General features: G+C 72.7%; 13 protein-coding genes. 8 read left to right on the forward strand and 5 right to left on the reverse strand.

Annotated elements, in window-relative coordinates; all coding sequences use genetic code 11:
• Positions 1 to 4 precede the first annotated feature (4 nt).
• Positions 5 to 766, forward strand: a complete 762-nt coding sequence (locus ACIGXJ_RS02095; protein WP_399640345.1) for an adenosylcobinamide-GDP ribazoletransferase — start codon at positions 5 to 7, stop codon at positions 764 to 766.
• Here the strand turns inward: ACIGXJ_RS02095 and ACIGXJ_RS02100 are convergent.
• From ACIGXJ_RS02100 to ACIGXJ_RS02120, 5 genes are all read right to left on the reverse strand, one after another.
• Positions 763 to 1,578 (reverse strand): endo alpha-1,4 polygalactosaminidase, encoded by an 816-nt coding sequence (locus ACIGXJ_RS02100; RefSeq protein WP_399640347.1) that lies wholly within the window; start codon positions 1,576 to 1,578, stop codon positions 763 to 765. The two genes, ACIGXJ_RS02095 and ACIGXJ_RS02100, sit on opposite strands and share 4 nt — an antisense overlap.
• Positions 1,575 to 2,210 (reverse strand): spherulation-specific family 4 protein, encoded by a 636-nt coding sequence (locus ACIGXJ_RS02105; protein WP_399640350.1) that lies wholly within the window; start codon positions 2,208 to 2,210, stop codon positions 1,575 to 1,577. Before ACIGXJ_RS02105 ends, ACIGXJ_RS02100 begins: the two co-directional genes overlap by 4 nt.
• Entirely contained in the window at positions 2,207 to 3,628 is a 1,422-nt protein-coding gene (locus ACIGXJ_RS02110) for a hypothetical protein (protein ID WP_399640353.1), read from the reverse strand. The genes ACIGXJ_RS02105 and ACIGXJ_RS02110 overlap by 4 nt, the downstream gene beginning before the upstream one ends.
• A complete protein-coding gene (gene pelF, locus ACIGXJ_RS02115) occupies positions 3,625 to 5,145 on the reverse strand; it encodes a GT4 family glycosyltransferase PelF (RefSeq protein ID WP_399640356.1) in 1,521 nt (506 codons plus the stop codon). Before pelF ends, ACIGXJ_RS02110 begins: the two co-directional genes overlap by 4 nt.
• Positions 5,146 to 5,273: 128 nt before the next feature.
• Complete coding sequence (locus ACIGXJ_RS02120; RefSeq protein WP_399640359.1) at positions 5,274 to 7,307, reverse strand: hypothetical protein; 2,034 nt, start codon at positions 7,305 to 7,307, stop codon at positions 5,274 to 5,276.
• A 342-nt stretch (positions 7,308 to 7,649) separates the two neighbouring features.
• Here ACIGXJ_RS02120 and ACIGXJ_RS02125 point away from each other — a divergent pair, with 342 nt between their 5' ends.
• The 7 genes from ACIGXJ_RS02125 (at position 7,650) to ACIGXJ_RS02155 (ending at position 18,434) form a co-directional block, all read left to right on the forward strand.
• Complete coding sequence (locus ACIGXJ_RS02125; RefSeq protein WP_399640362.1) at positions 7,650 to 9,179, forward strand: leucyl aminopeptidase; 1,530 nt, start codon at positions 7,650 to 7,652, stop codon at positions 9,177 to 9,179.
• A 352-nt stretch (positions 9,180 to 9,531) separates the two neighbouring features.
• The gene (lpdA, locus tag ACIGXJ_RS02130; RefSeq protein WP_399640364.1) at positions 9,532 to 10,920 is read left to right on the forward strand and encodes a dihydrolipoyl dehydrogenase; all 1,389 of its coding nucleotides are present in this window, start codon (positions 9,532 to 9,534) and stop codon (positions 10,918 to 10,920) included.
• Positions 10,921 to 10,990: 70 nt separating this feature from the next.
• Positions 10,991 to 12,790, forward strand: coding sequence for a 2-oxoglutarate dehydrogenase, E2 component, dihydrolipoamide succinyltransferase (gene sucB / locus ACIGXJ_RS02135; protein ID WP_399640367.1), 1,800 nt, complete (start codon positions 10,991 to 10,993; stop codon positions 12,788 to 12,790).
• 252 nt (positions 12,791 to 13,042) lie between these two features.
• Complete coding sequence (locus ACIGXJ_RS02140; protein ID WP_399640369.1) at positions 13,043 to 13,672, forward strand: GntR family transcriptional regulator; 630 nt, start codon at positions 13,043 to 13,045, stop codon at positions 13,670 to 13,672.
• Between the two features lie 445 nt (positions 13,673 to 14,117).
• Entirely contained in the window at positions 14,118 to 16,820 is a 2,703-nt protein-coding gene (aceE, locus tag ACIGXJ_RS02145) for a pyruvate dehydrogenase (acetyl-transferring), homodimeric type (protein WP_399640372.1), read from the forward strand.
• Positions 16,821 to 16,885: 65 nt separating this feature from the next.
• Positions 16,886 to 17,866, forward strand: a complete 981-nt coding sequence (locus ACIGXJ_RS02150) for a helix-turn-helix transcriptional regulator (RefSeq protein WP_399640375.1) — start codon at positions 16,886 to 16,888, stop codon at positions 17,864 to 17,866.
• A gap of 49 nt (positions 17,867 to 17,915) precedes the next feature.
• Positions 17,916 to 18,434: a DUF4240 domain-containing protein gene (locus ACIGXJ_RS02155; protein ID WP_399642124.1), complete on the forward strand. Its 519-nt coding sequence runs from the start codon at positions 17,916 to 17,918 to the stop codon at positions 18,432 to 18,434.
• Positions 18,435 to 18,495: the final 61 nt, after the last annotated feature.

Raw genomic sequence — 18,495 nt, forward strand, 5'->3', positions numbered from 1 at the left:
CGCCGTGTCCTCGATACCCGCTGCTCACGGCCTCCGCTTCGCCTTCGGCACGCTGTCCGTGCTGCCCGTGCGCGTGACGCGCTGGGACCGCGGGGCGGCCCGGGGCGGGATGCTGTGCGCTCCGCTGGTCGGGGCGGTGCTGGGTCTGGCGGCCGGTGCCGCCGGGCTGCTGCTGCTGGTCCTCGGGGCCGGGTCGCTGCTCGCCGCCGTCGCCTCCGTCGCCCTGCCGGCCGTGCTCACCCGGGGCCTGCACCTCGACGGGATCGCCGACACCGCGGACGGGCTGGGCAGCGGCAAGCCCGCCGAGGACGCCCTGCGGATCATGAAGCAGTCGGACATCGGGCCGTTCGGTGTGATCACGCTGGTGTTCGTGCTGCTCGCCCAGATCGCCGCCGTGGCCCAGCTGTACGAAAGCTCCTGGGTACGGGGGGCGCTCGCGGTGGCCGTGTCCGCCACCGCCGGGCGGCTCGCGCTGACCCTGGCCGCGCGGACGGGGGTCCCCGCGGCCCGGCCCGAGGGGCTGGGGGCCGCCGTGGCGGGGGTCGTTCCCGTGCGGGGGGCGGTCGCGGTGGCGCTGGCCGTGGTGGTGGCCGGCGCGGTCTGCGGCCTCGTCCGGGGGCCCCTGGCCGTCGTCGCCGCGGCCGGCGCGGCCGAGCTGCTGCTGCGGCGGTGCGTCCGGCGGTTCGGCGGGGTGACCGGGGACGTGTTCGGCGGGCTCGCGGAGACGGCCGTCACCGCCGCGCTCGTGGTGCTCGCGCTGGGCTAGGGGGTGTCGGACGGCCCCTCGGGACACGGCCGTCGCCACGCGTCCAGCTCGTAGCGCTTCAGCATCGAGCTCAGGCCCAGCTCCCGCGCCTCGGGGCAGAAGCGGCGCACCGGCAGCTCGTACTCCACGTGCAGGACGGCCTTGCCGGCCTCCACGAACGGGGTGAGGGCGTCGCACTCCTCGTACTGGGCGCACTGCTCGTTCACCGCGAAGTCGAAGTCGCCGACCAGCTCGGGGATCTGGTCGAGGTCGTTCTTCAGGCCGACCGCGAGGCCGCGGTCGTGGGCCAGGCGGGCGATCAGGCGGTTGTAGCGGAGCTGGTCGGCGGAGGTCAGGGGGAAGCCGGTCTCGTTGGCGTAGCCGTCCATGTTGTCCGGCTCGACCGCGTCGAAGCCCTTGTCGCGGCACATGTCCAGGCGGGCCGCCATCAGCGGCTCCAGGACGTCCGTGCGGCGGATGTCGAGCCAGCGCTCGCCCTCCCAGCCGTTGCCCCGGCCGAGGAGCGAGCGCGGGAAGGCGTCGGCGTCGGGGCGCCAGTCCTCCCAGGCGCCCGTGGAGAGGTAGCAGACGACCTTGCGGCCGTCGTCGTGCAGGGCGGCGACCGTGCCGGCGTCGTGGTCGAAGCCGTCGATGTCGTACACCGGCACGTCGACGGAGGTGTCCAGCCGGCCGCTGAGCTGCCACTGCCAGGCGATGCCGGGCCGCGGCCGCCAGCGCCCGCCGGGGGCCGGCTCGCCCTCGGAGTCGTCGGGGGCCGAGGTGCAGGCCGCGAGCAGGAGGAACAGGGCGACAAGAAGGGCGGGGCGTCTCACCGGGCGGGCTCCAGGGTGTGCGGCAACGTACCCCAAGGATGATCCCCCGCGCCCGGCACCGCGCAGTGCAGGTCGGCGCCCCGCACCCGCGGGCCGGCGCCGGCCGGGACGCCGTACACCAGGTGGCAGACCCGGACCCCGTGGCCGTACGACGGTGTGGGCGGCAGGTCCCGGTAGCTCTCCCAGGGGCCCTCGAAGGTGACCAGGACGTCGGCGATCCTCGCGTACGCCGGGTCGGGCGGGGTGCCGTGGTTGAGGACGAGGGTGGCGCAGCCGGAGGCCCAGGCGGCCGAGGCGAGTCGGCGGTAGTACGGCAGGGCCTGCGGGGACGTGGCGGCCTGGTCGAGGAAGACGCCGTCGGTGCCGTACCAGCTGTGGTGGCGGGTGAGATCGCGTACGACGTCGGCGTGGGGCCGGTCGCCGTAGGCGGTGTCGGCGTAGCCCAGGACCCGGACGCCCGCGTCCCGCAGCCGGGCCGCCGTCCGCGCGAACGCCGGGTCGGGGCGCTCCCCCGGGCCGCTGGCCGGGTTGAGGACGACGCCGTAGAGGCGGGGCGCCGCGGTGAGGATCGCCTGCCATTCGGCGGGGCGGATGTCGGGGTGCTCGTAGTACGGGACCAGCAGGGTGCTCATCGGTGGGCGGTCGCCCTTCCCAGCAGCAGGCACACCAGGGTCGCCTGTGCCGCGGCCGCCGCGCCGTACACCGCGGGTCCCGTCCATGCGGGAGCCTGCGTGGACAGGAGCAGGGTCTGGGCGAGGGCCGCCGCGCAGGACACCAGCGCCGCGCTGACGATCGCGCCGAAGGACTGGAGCAGCAGCCCGGTCCACACGACCACGCCGAGCAGCAGCAGGCCGGCCAGGCGGGGGCCCGCGAGGTCCGGGGAGTGCGGCCACAGGGCGGCGGTGGCCAGGGCGAGCGCGGTGAGGACGGCGAGGTAGCCGGTGAGGCAGCGGGCGACCATCAGGGCGGTCGCCCGGCGGAAGGCGGCCGGGGTGCCGGTGGAGCGCAGCGCCGCGAGGCCGGCGCTGCGGAAGCGGTGGAGCAGCCACTCGGCTGCTCCCATACCGAGGGTGAGGGCGACCGCGCCGGGCGCGCTTCCGAGAGCCACGTGGAGCACCAGCACTCCGCTGCCCAGGCCGAAGAGGGCGTACGGAAGGGAGGCGAGGAGCGGGGGCCCCGCCGCCGTCCGCCGGGTGCGGGTGCGCCGCGGCCGACCGTGCCCACGCGGCGGCCGCCGCTTGTCCGGCGCAGCCCCGCCCTCCGTGGGGCGCACGGCCGAGGTCACCACCGCCAGCAGGGAACCCAGCAGCAGGGCGTGGCGGACCGGCCCCGGGAGCGAGAGCACGGGCGTGAGCGCCGCGCCCGCCGCCATCGGCAGGAGGGCGTACAGCAGGTGCCGTTCGCGGCCCGTCACCAGCAGGATCGTCGCCGCTCCCAGGTAGGCCGACTGGCCGGTGGCGAAGGCGAGGGCGGTCGGGTCGGAGGTGCCGGTGACGGCGAGGGCGGTCAGGGAGCCCAGGAGGGCGCCGGCGGGGGCGCCGACGAGCAGGCAGCGGCGGGCCGCCGCGCGGTCGCCGAGGCCGAGCCAGGCGTAGGCACGGTGGGACAGGCCCTGGTTCCAGGTCCAGCCGGTGAGGGCGGCGGCGAGGAGGGGGAGGGTGGCCGTCGGCAGGAGGACGTACGCCAGGCCGGGAAGGGCGTAGACGACCCCGCGGACCAGACAGCCGAGCGGGCCGATCCGCCAGGGGTCGTGGACGGGGCCCTCGGGCTCGGGGTGGCGGCGGTCGACGCGGGCGTAGAGCTCCTCGGCGAGCGCGAAGGAGCCCTTCACGCCGTACGTCGTGCGTATCCGGTCGTCGGACATGCCGTCGGACTCCAGCAGTGCGGCTATCTCGTCGGGGTGGACGGCCGCGGCGATGAAGTCCTCCAGGCGGTCGGTGAGTTCGTCGATCGGGTCGGGCGCGGCCCAGCTGGGGGTGGTGCGGCGGCGCGGGATGACGGGCAGGGTGTCGGGGCGGGCGCCGGGCGGCAGCCAGACACTGCCGCTCACCAGTCGGCCCCTTCCGTGGCGACGGCCGCGTACCAGGGGTCGCGCAGCTCCAGGGTCCAGTCGGTGACGGTCTCCACGGTCGGCTCGTACACCTCGGGGAGGCCCGCGAGCTCGTGGTAGATCGTGCGGAAGTTCTCCACGCAGCGGCGGAGCGTGAAGCGGTCGATGACGCGCCGGCGGGACAACTCGGCGAGCTCCCGGCGCCGTTCGTCGTCCTTGAGGAGGGTGAGGGCCGCTGCCGCCATCTTCTCCGGTTCGCGCGGCGGGACGACCAGGCCGGTGTCGCCGACTGCCTCGCGCACCCCGCCGACGTCGGTGGAGACGGTCGTACGGCCGCAGGACATGGCCTCGATGATGGAGAACGGGAAGCCCTCCGAGATGGAGGACAGCATGACGACATGGCCGGCGGCGTAGGCCCGCCAGACCTCGCTGATGCGGCCCTCGAAGGTGAGGCCGTCGGTGACGCCGAGTTCGGCGGCCAGCTTCTCCAGCCTGGTCAGGTACGACTCGCCGCCGGGCGGGACCGGGCCGAACAGGCGCAGCCGGGTCTCGGGCAGCTCGGCGCGGACCATGGAGTAGGCGCGGATCAGGGTCTCCAGGTCCTTGATGGGGTCGACCCGGCCGCACCAGGTGAGGGTGGGGACGTCCGGCTCGGGGCCGGCGTGCGGGAAGGCGGCGGGGTCGACGCCGTTGTAGACCGTGCGGATGCGGTCGGGGTCGGCGCCGCCGCGTTCCTCCCAGCGGCGGTTGTACTGGTTGCAGGGTGTGATCAGGTCGGCGGAGCGGTAGCCGTGCGAGTTGAGTTCACGGTAGAAGCCGAGCATGAAGGCCTTCACGGGCCATCGCTGGGTGTCGCGGCTGTAACCGAGGTAGCGCTCGCGCAGATAGATGCCGTGCTCGGTGAGCAGGAACGGAACGCCGTCCAGGGCGCGTGCCGCGAGCGCGGGCAGCGTGGCCAGGCCGCTGCTGACCGCGTGCGCGACCGAGTCCTGCGCGATGCGGGTGCCGAGCGGGCGCAGGGCGTGTTCCAGCAGGTCGGTGGCGGTGAGCGCGTCGTGCACGGTGGGGCGGGCCGCGGCGGTCGGCAGATGCGGCATGGTCCAGATCCACATCAGCGAGCGCAGCGCGGTCTCCGTGCGCAGGGCCGCGGACAGGCGGCCCTCGCGGGCCAGTCGGGCCAGGTCGGTGAGGGCCTCGCCGAAGTCGCAGGCGGACTCCGGGTCCAGGAAGGAGAGCAGGAACCTTTCGTAGGTGTCGGTGAAGCGGCGGCGGGCCTTGCCGTACGGGGCGCGTGCGCGGGCGGGGCGGGGGCCCCAGGTGGGGACCGTGGTGTGGTGGCGGACGTTCGGCGGCAGGTCCCAGGTGACCGGCTCACGGCCGGTTCCGGTGATCGAGACGATGTGGAAGCCGACGTCCGGCATGCCCTTCACGAGTTGGTCGCACCAGGTGCTGACCCCTCCGTGGACGTGCGGATACGTGCCTTCTGTGAGCATGGTGACGTGCTGGCCTGTGCGCATCGCTGCGCTTGCCCCCCTGTTTGTTCGGATGTGTGCGGGGAACCGCCGCCGGTCCGCCGACCGCGGGTCGCCTGGGCCGGTCGCGCCCACGCGGCGGAGCCGCACATCGATACGGCCCCGCGCCCCTGCTAGGCCAACTTGAGCGTCAGCGACGACTGGAGAAGCTCCGGGGTCGTCCAGGCCGAGCGCATGCCCGCGTACGGCGTACCGAACGCGGTCGTGCCGAGCACGAGTTGCTTGCGGGTGCCCTCGGGTGCGGTGATCGGGATCTGGACGCCCGAGGGGGCCGTGACGGTGACGGTCGTGCCGACGCGGTAGGCCGTGACGCGGCCGTTCGCCAGGGCCGTCTCCCAGGCCGCGCGGCGCTTGAGCTCGGTACCGATCGCGCTCTGGCGGAGGTTCTCCAGCGGGGTGTCGTCCGCGAACAGGGCCCGGTAGTCGGCCAGCACCTTCTCCATGACCGGGTACAGGATCCGGTCCTCGGCCAGGTTGGACTGGTGGGCGTAGTGCGGGCGCGGGTCGTTGGCGATGACGTGGGCCAGGGCGGTGCGGGCCTCCTGCGGGACGATGTGCTCGTCGTAGCCGGTGGCGGGGTCGAGCGGACCGGGCAGGCAGGTGGAGGTGGGGTTGTTCTCGCAGACGCCGCTGCCGCCGTCGGCCGCCGAGGTGTAGATCCAGTTGTACTCGTCGGCCATCTCGGCCTCGGTGCCCGTGTTGTAGTACACGTTCATCGGGTGGCGGGGCACGGTGAGCGCGCCTCCGACGGGCCGCTGCTGCGGTTCGCGGGAGTTGTCCGAGGCGATCCACTTGACGCCGTTGTCGGCGAGGGCGCCGGCCAGGCCCGGGTTGTCGTCGGGCTGCTGCGGCAGGGTCCGCAGGCCCGAGTGCTCGCCGGTGACGAGTTCGCTCGTGTCGACGGGCAGGCCCTTGAGGGACGCCCAGTTTTTGTTGTTCCTGATCTGCGCGGAGATCTCGGAGCGGCTCATGTACCGGGTCGAGCCGTCGGCGTTCTTCGCGCAGGTCCACGGCACCGTGGAGGTGTCCTGCACACAGCCCAGGAAGGGGTGCGTGTAGGTGTGGTTGATCCAGCGGTATCGCGCCTTGTCGGCGAGCAGCCGGTCGGTGAGGGCGTCGGTGCCGCCGTGCTCGGCCTTCCACTCCTCGCCCGCGCCGGCGTTGTAGACCATGTCCATGGTGAAGCCGTGCTCGCGCTGCCACTGGGCGGCGTGGGCGGCGTCCTCGGCGGTCATCCGGATGGGGTCGGCGCCGCCGTCGTCGCCGCCGGGGCAGTCGAAGTCGCCCGGGGTGCAGTTGCGGCCGGTGTCCCAGCGGGCGTCGGGCGCGAAGACGTCGTCGACGTGCACGGCGAAGTAGTTGCGGTCCCGGCCCAGGTGGACGCCGTCGGTCAGCCACTCCACGATGCCGCGGGCCAGCAGCCGGAACTGCCGCTGGTGCTGGTTGTAGGCGAAGGTCACCACCAGCTCGCGGCGACCGTCGTGCGCGTACTCGCCGACCAGGCTGCCCCGGCCGCTGCCGCCGGGCACGGGGATGTCGACGTACGACGTGAACCCGGTGCGCGGGCGGGCCGCGTAGCCGTAGCTCTCCTGGACGGCCGGGTCGTTGTCCTCGAAGGCGAAGGCGCCGTCGAGGTAGCCGAAGCGGCCCGCCCTGCCCGCGGCGGTGACGGACGCCTCGGCGCCGTCGAGCGGGCCGGCCCAGCCGCCCTCGCTGGTGTAGTCGAGGCCGACGCCGGGGTGCGCCCAGGTGTAGGCGTCGACCTGCGGGATGCCGTAGGTGCGCTCGTAGGTCTCCAGCGCGGTCTGCTCGGCCGAGCCGGGGCCGAAGGGCGCCTCGTGGGGCAGCACCACACCCTGGAACTTCGCACGCGGCGTGCCGTTCACCGTGTCGCTGAGGAAGGCGTCCGTGACGGCCGGGCGGCCCGGGTCCGACAGGTCGAGCGTGGTGTACGGCACGCCCGTGCTCCTCAGCTGGGCGGCGATCGCGCGGACCGCGCTGTCGCCGTTGTCCACGAGCAGCACCCTGAGGTCGATGCGCGGTGCCGTGGCGGCCGACGCCTGCGGGGCCCCCACCCCCAGGGCCAGCAGGCCCGCGACCCCGAGGGCCGCTGCCGTGTTCCGCCGTCCGTGCGCGCTCTGCGCCATTTCTGGTCCTCCCCCCAGAAGATCCCCCTGTGCTCATTGACGGGGGATCCGTGGAAATCATTCAAAGCGGCATCACCGCCGCTCATCCGAACGCGATGAGTGTGACTCAAGTCACCGAGTGTGAGTATCGGGAAATAGCCACGACGCCACTCACAGGTGAACGCCCGTAGGAATGAGCGAACTCGGCGCACGCGCGTAGTCTCGTGCCAGGCATACGCCGCACTGGTGCGGACCCCGGTGGAGAGCGAGGGCTCACCCCGGTTCTAGGGTCGGCTGTCGGGCCCGGCCGACCCACACCGTTCGGCCACAGCAACTTCACATCGGAAGCGAGATTTCACCACCGTGACTGCTCTCACTCTCAGCACGTCCGCGGCACCCAATCTGAGGGCCGACGCGATCGTGATCGGTGTCGCCAAGGCCGCCCAGGGCCCTGTCGTCGCGCCGGGCGCCGAGGCCGTGGACAAGGCCTACGGCGGCAAGCTCGCCGGCGTTCTGGAGACCCTCGGCGCCTCGGGCGCCGAGGGCGAGGTGACCAAGCTGCCGGCGCCGTCCGGCTTCAAGACCCCGCTCCTGGTGGCGGTGGGCCTGGGCGCCGCGCCGGAGAAGAACGGCGAGTACGACGCCGAGGCGCTGCGCCGCGCCGCCGGTGCGGCCGCCCGCGCCCTCACCGGCACCAAGAAGGCCGGCTTCGCCCTGCCGCTCGCCGACTCCGGCGACGCGGGCGCGATCGCGGAGGGCGCGCTGCTGGGCGCGTACTCCTTCGACGCGTACAAGGACAACGGCAAGAACGGCAAGAACGCCAAGAACGGCAAGGCTCCGCTCGCCGAGGTCGTCCTGCTGGGCGGCAAGCCGCGCGACAAGGCCCAGAAGGCCGCGGTCGAGCGCGCCGTCGCGGTCGCCGAGGAGCTCAACCGCGCCCGCGACCTGATCAACACCCCGCCGAACGACCTCGACCCGGAGGCCTTCGCCGCCGTCGCGCAGACCGCGGGCAAGGAGCACGGCCTCAAGGTGCAGGTGCTCGACGAGAAGGCGCTCGCCAAGGGCGGCTACGGCGGCATCCTCGGCGTCGGCGCGGGCTCGGCGTCCGCTCCCCGCCTGGTGAAGCTGTCGTACACCTCCTCCAAGGCGAAGAAGCACCTCGCGCTGGTCGGCAAGGGCATCACCTACGACTCGGGCGGCATCTCGCTGAAGCCGGCCGGTCACAACGAGACCATGAAGTGCGACATGAGCGGCGCGGCGGCGGTCTTCGCGGCCGTGGTCGCCGCCGCGCGCCTCGGCCTGGAGGTGAACGTCACCGCGTGGCTGGCGCTCGCCGAGAACATGCCGTCCGGCTCGGCCACCCGCCCCGGTGACGTGCTGCGCATGTACAGCGGCAAGACGGTGGAGGTGCTCAACACCGACGCCGAGGGCCGGCTGGTGCTGGCCGACGCGCTGTGGGCGGCCTCCCAGGAGAAGCCGGACGCGATCGTGGACGTGGCGACGCTGACCGGGGCGATGGTGCTGGCGCTGGGCAACCGGACGTTCGGTGTCATGGCCAACGACGACGCGTTCCGCTCCGCGGTGGTCGAGGCGGCGGAGGAGGTCGGCGAGGAGTCGTGGCCGATGCCGCTGCCGGAGCACCTGCGCAAGGGCATGGACTCTCCGGTGGCCGACATCGCGAACATGGGTGAGCGGATGGGCGGCGGGCTCGTCGCCGGTCTCTTCCTGCGCGAGTTCGTCGGCGAGGGCATCACCTGGGCGCACCTCGACATCGCCGGTCCGGCCTTCAACGAGGGCGGGCCGTTCGGGTACACGCCCAAGGGCGGCACCGGGTCCGCCGTGCGCACGCTGGTGCGGCTGGCGGAGCTGACGGCTGCCGGGGACCTGGGCTGACCTTCGCCCGAGAGCCCGGGCGGCCTTCGCCCGAGAGCTCGGTCCCGTCGCTTGTACGGCGGCCGCGGGGGCGTGGGGGCTGTTCGCGCAGTTCCCCGCGCCCCTGGGGGCTGCCCCAGAGGCCGCGCGCCGGCGGAGCCCCGCGCCCCTTTTCGGGTGCTGCCCCTCAGGGGGGTCGCGAGGAGTGCCATGTCTCACACCCCGGCCCCGCGTCTCGTCAAGCGCTGACTAGTGCGAAGATGGGGCTCGGCAGGACAGGGCCCCACCTAAGGGCCGAAGAACGAGCGGCCGGACACCAGCCGCCGACCGGTCACTGGAGACCGGCGTGGCGCACATGCATGGAGGACGTGACGTGGCGAACGACGCCAGCACCGTTTTCGACCTAGTGATCCTCGGCGGTGGTAGCGGTGGTTACGCCGCGGCCCTGCGCGGGGCGCAGCTGGGCCTGGACGTCGCCCTGATCGAGAAGGACAAGGTCGGCGGCACCTGCCTGCACCGGGGTTGCATCCCCACCAAGGCCCTGCTCCACGCGGGCGAGATCGCCGACCAGGCCCGCGAGAGCGAGCAGTTCGGCGTCAAGACCACCTTCGAGGGCATCGACATCGCGGGTGTCCACAAGTACAAGGACGACGTCATCTCGGGCCTCTACAAGGGTCTGCAGGGTCTCGTCGCCTCCCGCAAGGTGACCTACATCGAGGGTGAGGGCCGGCTGTCCTCCCCCACCTCCGTCGATGTGAACGGTCAGCGCGTCCAGGGCCGCCACGTCCTGCTGGCGACCGGCTCCGTGCCGAAGTCGCTGCCGGGCCTGGAGATCGACGGCAACCGGATCATCTCCTCCGACCACGCCCTCGTCCTGGACCGCGTACCGAAGTCCGCGATCATCCTCGGCGGCGGTGTCATCGGCGTCGAGTTCGCCTCGGCGTGGAAGTCCTTCGGCGCCGACGTGACGGTCATCGAGGGCCTGAAGCACCTCGTCCCGGTCGAGGACGAGAACTCCTCCAAGCTTCTTGAGCGCGCGTTCCGCAAGCGCGGCATCAAGTTCAACCTCGGCACCTTCTTCCAGAAGGCCGAGTACACGCAGGACGGCGTGAAGGTCACCCTCGCCGACGGCAAGGAGTTCGAGGCCGAGGTCCTGCTCGTCGCCGTCGGCCGCGGCCCGGTCTCCCAGGGCCTCGGCTACGAGGAGCAGGGCGTCGCCATGGACCGCGGCTACGTCCTGGTCGACGAGTACATGCGCACCAACGTCCCGACCATCTCCGCGGTCGGTGACCTGGTCCCCACGCTCCAGCTCGCGCACGTCGGCTTCGCCGAGGGCATCCTGGTTGCGGAGCGTCTTGCCGGTCTGAAGCCCGTGCCGATCGACTACGACGGTGTCCCGCGGGTGACGTACTGCCACCCCGAGGTCGCCTCCGTGGGCATCACCGAGGCCAAGGCCAAGGAGATCTACGGCGCGGACAAGGTCGTCGCTCTGAAGTACAACCTGGCGGGCAACGGCAAGAGCAAGATCCTGAAGACCGCGGGCGAGATCAAGCTCGTCCAGGTCAAGGACGGTGCCGTCGTCGGCGTCCACATGGTCGGCGACCGCATGGGCGAGCAGGTCGGCGAGGCCCAGCTGATCTACAACTGGGAGGCGCTGCCGGCCGAGGTCGCCCAGCTCATCCACGCCCACCCGACGCAGAACGAGGCGCTCGGCGAGGCCCACCTCGCCCTGGCGGGCAAGCCGCTGCACGCGCACGACTGACCCGACCCTCGGTCGCACGACACGTCGCGACGACACAGACTTCCGCAATTCGTAAGGAGCAACAGAAACCATGGCGGTTTCCGTAACCCTTCCGGCGCTCGGCGAGAGCGTCACCGAGGGCACTGTCACCCGCTGGCTGAAGGCCGAGGGCGAGCGCGTCGAGGCCGACGAGCCGCTGCTCGAGGTGTCGACCGACAAGGTCGACACCGAGATCCCGGCCCCTGCCTCGGGTGTGCTGGCCTCCATCAAGGTCGCCGAGGACGAGACCGTCGAGGTGGGCGCCGAGCTGGCGATCATCGACGACGGCAGCGGCGCCCCGGCCGCGGCTCCGGCCCCGGCCGCCGAGCAGGCCCCCGCCGCCGAGCAGGTCGCCCCGCCGGCTCCGGAGCCGGCCCCGGCCGCCCAGCCCTCCACCGAGCAGGCCGCCCCGGCCCCGGCGCCCACCGCCGAGGCCACCGCGGGCGGCGGCTCCGCCGAGGGCACGGACGTGGTCCTGCCCGCGCTCGGTGAGTCCGTCACCGAGGGCACCGTCACCCGCTGGCTGAAGTCGGTCGGCGACTCCGTCGAGGCCGACGAGCCGCTGCTCGAGGTCTCCACGGACAAGGTCGACACCGAGATCCCGGCGCCCACCTCCGGTGTGCTGCTGGAGATCACGGTCGGCGAGGACGAGACCGCCGAGGTCGGCGCCAAGCTCGCCGTCATCGGCGCCCCGGGTGCCGCCCCGGCCGCCGCCGCTCCGGCCGCCCCTGCCGCTCCGGCCCCGCAGGCCGAGGCCCCGGCCGCTCCGGCTCCGGCCGCTCCGGCTCCGGCCCCCGCCGCTCCGGCCCCGGCTCCGGCTCCGGCCGCCCAGGCCCCGGCCGCTCCCGCCGCCCCGGCCCCGGCCCCGGCCCCGCAGGCTCCGGCCGCCCCGGCTCCCGCCGCCGCGCAGGCCACCGACGAGGGTGCCTACGTCACCCCGCTGGTGCGCAAGCTCGCCGCCGAGAACGGCGTCGACCTGGGCTCCGTCAAGGGCACCGGCGTCGGCGGCCGTATCCGCAAGCAGGACGTCCTCGCCGCCGCCGAGGCCGCGAAGGCCGCCACCGCCGCCCCGGCTCCGGCCGCGGCCGCGCCGGCCGCCGCCAGGAAGGCCCCGGTGCTGGAGGCGTCCCCGCTGCGCGGCCAGACCGTGAAGATGCCGCGGATCCGCAAGGTCATCGGCGACAACATGGTCAAGGCGCTGCACGAGCAGGCCCAGCTGTCGTCGGTCGTCGAGGTCGACGTCACCAGGCTGATGCGGCTGCGGGGCCTGGCGAAGGACTCCTTCGCCGCGCGTGAGGGCGTCAAGCTCTCCCCGATGCCGTTCTTCGTCAAGGCCGCCGCGCAGGCGCTGAAGGCCCACCCGGTCATCAACGCCAAGATCAACGAGGCCGAGGGCACGATCACCTACTTCGACACCGAGAACGTCGGTATCGCGGTGGACTCCGAGAAGGGCCTGATGACCCCGGTCATCAAGCACGCGGGCGACCTGAACATCGCCGGCATCGCCAAGGCCACGGCGGAGCTGGCGGGCAAGGTCCGTGCCAACAAGATCACGCCCGACGAGCTGTCCGGCGCGACCTTCACCATCTCCAACACCGGTTCGCGCGGTGCGCTCTTCGACACGATCATCGTGCCGCCGGGCCAGGTCGCGATCCTCGGCATCGGCGCCACCGTCAAGCGCCCCGCCGTCATCGAGACGGAGGAGGGCACGGTCATCGGCGTCCGCGACATGACGTACCTGACCCTGTCCTACGACCACCGCCTGGTCGACGGCGCCGACGCCGCCCGCTACCTCACGGCCGTCAAGGCCATCCTGGAGGCGGGCGAGTTCGAGGTCGAGCTGGGTCTGTAAGGCCCGGCGGCGACCACGCCTCAGGTGGAACACCGATGCCCCCGGCCCTGGACACAGGGTTCGGGGGCATCCGGTGTTGGGGGCGCGGGGAACTGCGCGAACAACCAGCCCGCACCCGCCGAACAAGGACACGACCCACCCCCGTAGGCGTGTAAGCCTCGTCTCACCTGCGAGAAAGCGCCGTCGTCGGTCTCATCGGCGGAGCGCCCTCGCCGTATTGTCTAAGGGTCGGCCGCGCCCTAAGGAGCCCTCATGACCGCCCCCGTCATCCACTCGCTGCGCGAACAGATCCGCGAGCACATCCTGGAGGGGATCATCAGCGGGCGCTGGCAGCCGGGCGAGCGCATCGTGGAGCGCCGTATCGCGACCGAGCTGGAGGTCAGCCAGACCCCGGTCCGCGAGGCCCTGCGCGAGCTGGAGTCGCTGCGGCTGATCGAGTCGGCGCCGAACAAGGGCGTACGCGTCCGCAACCTCACCGCCGCCGACCTGGAGGAGAGCTACCCGGTCCGGGCCGGTCTGGAGGCCATCGCGGCCGAGCTCGCCGCCGGCCGCCTGGCGGAGGACTGCTCGGCCCTGGAGCCCCATGTCAGCGCCCTCTACGAGGCCGACAGCAAGTCCGACGGCACGGCCCAGGTCCGCCACACGGTCGGCTTCCACCGGGAGCTGGTGCGCGCCGCGGGCAACTCGGTGCTGCTGCACACGTGGGAGGGCCTGGGCATCGAGGTGTTCACGGCGCTGTCGATCCGCTGGCTGGGCACCGTGCAGCAGTCGTACGCGGAGGAGCACCAGGAGCTGGTGGAGGCGTTCCGGCGCCGTGACCCCAGGATCGCGGACCTCGTGAAGGCGCACGTGCTGGGCTGCGCGCCCCGGCACGAAGCCTGAGCGCGCCCCTGACGTCAGCCGCTGCGAAGCCTGCCGCGCCCTGCCGCAGTCCGCGGCGAAGGCTGAGCCCCCTGACCGCATCCCGCAGCGCGCTGCGATGCCTGAGTGGCCCTGACCGCATCCCGCGGCGCGCTGCGATGCCTGAGTGGCCCTGACCGCATCCCGCGGCGGGCTGCGATGCCTGAGCGCGCCCCCGCTCAAACGGCACTCACCTGCGAAAACAAGGCCGCGTCGCGTCACCCGGTGCCATCGCCGAAGGCACCGCGTGCCGACTTTCTCGTGATCAAGAGGTTTTCATCCCGAACCCTTTGATCGATCATCGATCAGGGGGTTACAGTCGCCGACGGACTTCCACCGAAGTCCACGCCCTGTCCTGCCAAAGACCAAGGGCACCCCCAGTCCCTTACCGATGAGGGAACCCCCTTCGACTGAGGAAGGCGGCGACATGACCGACCCCAACGCCATCCAGCCGAGCGAGCTCGACCAGCTCCACGACCGTGACCCGGAGGAGACCGCCGAATGGCAGGCCTCCCTGGACGCCGTCGCCAAGGCTGCGGGCCCGCACCGTGCCGCGTACCTGATGCGTCGCACGCTGGAGCGCGCCGAGGGCGCCGGCATCGCGCTGCCGAAGCTCCTCGAGACCGACTACGTCAACACCATCCCGACCGCCGCCGAGCCGGCCGTCCCCGGTGACGAGGCCATGGAGGCCCGGATCACCGCGTGGAACCGCTGGAACGCGGCCGCGATGGTCACCCGCGGCAGCAAGTACGGCGTCGGCGGCCACATCGCCACCTTCGCCTCCGCCGCCTGGCTGTACGAGACCGGCTTCAACCACTTCTTCAAGGGCAAGGAGGCCGACGGCTCGGGCGACCAGCTCTACATCCAGGGCCACGCCTCCCCCGGCATCTACGCCCGCGCCTTCCTGGACGGCCGCCTGACCGAGGCGCACCTGGACAACTTCCGCCAGGAGGCCGGCGGCAACGGCCTGCCGTCCTACCCGCACCCGCGGCGCCTGCCCTGGCTGTGGGAGTTCCCGACGGTGTCGATGGGCCTCGGCCCGCTGTCGGCGATCTACCAGGCGCGGTTCAACCGCTACCTCACCAACCGCGGCATCAAGGACGTCTCCGCGTCCCACGTCTGGGCCTTCCTCGGCGACGGCGAGATGGACGAGCCGGAGTCGACGGCGGCCCTCGCGCTGGCCGCGCGGGAGCAGCTGGACAACCTGACCTTCGTCATCAACTGCAACCTGCAGCGCCTCGACGGCCCGGTCCGCGCCAACTTCAAGATCGTGCAGGAGCTGGAGGCCCAGTTCCGCGGCGCCGGCTGGAACGTCGTCAAGACGCTGTGGGGCTCCGCCTGGGACGAGCTGTTCCGGCTCGACACCACGGGCGCCCTCGTACGCCGCCTGCGTGAGGTACCGGACGCGCAGGTGCAGACGTACCAGACGCGCGACGCCGCCTACATCCGCCAGGACTTCTTCGGCAAGGACCCGGAGCTGGCCGAGATGGCGAAGCTGCTGAGCGACGACAAGATCCTGGAGATCTTCCACCTCTCCCGCGGTGGTCACGAGCCGCGCAAGGTGTACGCCGCGTACAAGGCCGCCGTCGAGTTCAAGGGCGCGCCGACCGTGATCCTGGCGCAGACGGTCAAGGGCCACACCCTCGGCGAGGGCTTCGCGTCGAAGAACGCCAACCACCAGATGAAGAAGCTGACGGTGGACGAGTTCAAGACGATGCGCGACCTGCTGGAGCTGCCGATCAAGGACAGCGACTTCGTCGACGGCGTGGTCCCTTACGGCCACCCGGGCGCCGACTCCCCCGAGGTCCGCTACCTCCAGGAGCGCCGCGCCGCCCTCGGCGGTCCGGCCCCGGCCCGCCGCGTCCACCCGGTCGCGCCGCTGCCGGCCCCCGCGGAGAAGGCGTTCACGTCCTTCGACAAGGGCTCCGGCTCGCAGAACGTGGCCACCACCATGGCCTTCGTCCGGCTGATCAAGGACCTGGTCCGCGACAAGGAGACCGGCAAGCGCTGGGTGCCGATCGTCCCCGACGAGGCACGCACCTTCGGCATGGAGTCGCTGTTCCCCTCGCTGGGCATCTACTCGCCCAAGGGCCAGACGTACGAGCCGGTCGACCGCGACCAGCTGATGTACTACAAGGAGGCCAAGAACGGCCAGATCCTCAACGAGGGGATCACCGAGGCCGGTTCGATGGCCGACTTCATCGCCGCTTCGACGTCGTACGCGACGCACGGCGAGGCGATGATCCCGTTCTACATCTTCTACTCGATGTTCGGCTGGCAGCGCACGGCCGACCAGATGTGGCAGCTCGGCGACCAGCTCGGCCGCGGCTTCCTCGTCGGCGCCACGGCCGGCCGTACGACGCTGACGGGCGAGGGCCTGCAGCACGCCGACGGCCACTCCCCGGTGATCGCGGCGACGAACCCGGCGGCGCTGACGTACGACCCGGCGTTCGCGTACGAGGTGGCCGCGATCGTCAAGGACGGTCTGCGCCGGATGTACGGCGAGGCGGCCCCGGGCGAGGACCCGGACGTCTTCTACTACCTGACCGTCTACAACGAGCCGCTGCCGCAGCCGGCCAAGCCGTCCGGCCTCGGCATCGACGAGGGCATCGTCAAGGGCCTGTACCGCTTCAACACGGCGGAGTCGGCGGGCGTGACCGTCCCGGCGAACGCCCCGCGCATCCAGCTGCTGGGCTCGGGCACCGCCATCCACTGGGCGCTGAAGGCCCAGCGGCTGCTCGCCGAGGAGTGGGGCGTGGCCGCCGACGTGTGGTCCGCGACCTCCTGGACCGAGCTGCGCCGTGACGCGCTGGAGGCCGACGCGGCCCTGCTGCGCGGCGAGGAGCGGGTGCCGTACGTCCGTCAGGCGCTGCAGGGCGCCGAGGGCCCGGTGCTGGCCGTGTCCGACTACATGCGCCAGGTCCCGGACCAGATCGCGCAGTGGGTCGAGCAGGACTACTCGTCGCTCGGTGCCGACGGCTTCGGTCTGTCGGACACCCGTGAGGCCGCCCGCCGCCACTTCGGCGTCGACGCCGAGTCGATCGTCGTCGCGGCCCTGGCGCAGCTCGCCCGGCGCGGCGAGGTCAAGGCGACCGCGGTGAAGGAAGCGCGCGAGAAGTACGGCCTGTAAGGTCCGACCGCTCTGCTTCGAGGGAGGCCCCCGCTTCGGCGGGGGCCTTTCTGCATGATGGCGGTATGCGTGCTGCCCGGCTGATCAAGATGGTGCTCCTGCTCCAGTCCCGGCCCTCCATGACCGCCGCCGAGCTGGCGCGGGAGCTGGAGGTGTCGGAGCGGACGGTGACCCGGGACGCGCAGGCGCTGTCGGAGGCGGGGGTGCCGGTGTACGCCGACCGGGGCCGGGCGGGCGGATACCGGCTGATCGGCGGGTACCGCACCCGGCTGACGGGGCTGGCGCGCAGTGAGGCGGAGGCGCTGTTCCTGTCGGGGGTGCCGGGGGCGCTGCGGGAGATGGGTCTTCAGGACGCGGCCTCGGCGGCCCGGCTGAAGGTGTCGGCGGCGCTGCTGCCGTCCCTGCGGGACGCCTCGCGTACGGCGGCGCAGCGGTTCCACCTGGACGCGCCGGGCTGGTTCCGGGAGCCGGAGACGCCCGGGCTGCTGCCGGCGGTCGCGGAGGCGGTGTGGGACGACCGGGTGCTGGCCGCGCGCTACCGGCGGGGAGGGGAAGAGGTCGCGCGGGTGCTGGAGCCGTACGGGCTCGTCCTGAAGGCGGGGGTCTGGTACCTGTGCGCGCGCGTCCCGGCGGACGGGGTCTTCCGTACGTACCGGATCGACCGTTTCACCGGGGTCGAGCCGCGGGAGGACCGGTTCCGCCGGGAGGAGGACTTCGACCTGCCGGGGTTCTGGGCGGAGCAGGCCGAACGGTTCGCACGGTCGATCCTGCGGGCCGAGGTGGTGGTGCGGCTGTCCCCTGCGGGGCTGCGGCTGCTGCCGCACACGGTCGACCCGGTGTCCGCACGGGACGCGCTGGCCGCCGCGGACGAGCCGGACGCGGAGGGCCGGGTCGTGCTGACCCTGCGCGTGGAGTCCGAGGAGGTCGCCCTCACCCAGCTGACCGCGCTCGGCCCGGAGGCGGAGGTGCTCGCGCCCGAGTCGCTGCGGGCCCGGTTCGCGGAGCGCGCGCTGCGGCTGGCGGAGCTGTACCGGCGGGACCGATGAGGGTCTTCGGGGTGCGTGCCCCGGGTGCAGGGACGATGCTGGACCAGTGATGGACGAGACGGAGTTCTGGGAGCTGGTGGACAGCACTCGTGAGGCCGCCGAGGGCGACCCCGAGGACCAGGCCGACCTGCTGGTGGAGCGGCTCACCGCCCTCGACCCCGAGTCCGTGCTCGACTTCGCCCGGCACTTCGAGGCCCGCTACAACCGCGCCTACCGCTGGGACCTGTGGGGCGCCGCGTGGGTGCTGCTGGACGGGTGCAGCGACGACGCCTTCGACTTCTTCCGCTGCTGGCTGATCGGCCAGGGCCGCGAGGTGTTCGAGGGCGCGCTGCACGATCCGGACGCGCTGGCCGACCTCCTGGAGGACTTCGACGAGGAGATCGACGGCGACGGCGAGGAACTCGGCTACGCCGCCGACGAGGCCTACGAACAGCTCACCGGCACCGTCGCCCCCGACCTCGGCATCCCGCCCCCGCCCACGGAGCCGGAGGGCACCCCGCTGGACTTCGAGGACGACCGGGAGCTGGAGGCCCGCTATCCGCGGCTGTGGGAGCGGTTCAGGGGATAGGGGTGTCTCGCCGGTCCGGCAGGCCCTGAGAGCTTCGCGTGTCATCGGCCTCTTCCAGTAC

Source organism: Streptomyces sp. NPDC053367, from assembly GCF_044545925.1.
GTDB lineage: Bacteria > Actinomycetota > Actinomycetes > Streptomycetales > Streptomycetaceae > Streptomyces.